The organism is Psychrobacter sp. W2-37-MNA-CIBAN-0211 (assembly GCF_040309405.1).
GTDB lineage: Bacteria > Pseudomonadota > Gammaproteobacteria > Pseudomonadales > Moraxellaceae > Psychrobacter > Psychrobacter glaciei.
In genome coordinates this window covers 1-357 of sequence record NZ_JBEOOU010000061.1, presented here as the reverse complement: position 1 = coordinate 357, position 357 = coordinate 1, and the positions used below count along the sequence as shown (strand labels likewise).

The window sequence follows — 357 nt, the reverse complement described above, 5'->3', positions numbered from 1 at the left end:
CAACAATAATAAAGAGCTTAGCAGCTGGCAGTGCGGCAGTAATTGCTGCACCTCAATCAGCAATCGCAGAGAATTTAGCTAAAGCCAATTGGAAACAGCTCATTACCCTACAGTTCAACTTTACTGTGAGCGATATGATCATGCTCGGCACCTTCTTCTTATTACTGCTGAACTATCTACATAACCGAAAGAAAGCCAAAGCAGAAAGCAAAAGTAAAAAACAAATCGCAAAGAGTTGGGAGCAGAACGAGTAAGCCCGTCCGGCAAGACGAGCCCCAGCGCAAGCACAAGAGCGGCATCGTAACTGCACGTTAAGCCGCCGAACGGGGAAGGGTTCGCCCTTCCTCACCCCCACGC

The 357-nt window shown here is 48.7% G+C and carries 1 protein-coding gene; it reads left to right on the top strand.

Annotated elements, in window-relative coordinates; translation table 11 throughout:
- A partial coding sequence (locus tag AAEY72_RS14290) for a hypothetical protein (RefSeq protein WP_352311164.1) occupies positions 1-254 on the top strand: 254 nt, incomplete at its 5' end.
- Positions 255-357 lie beyond the last annotated feature (103 nt).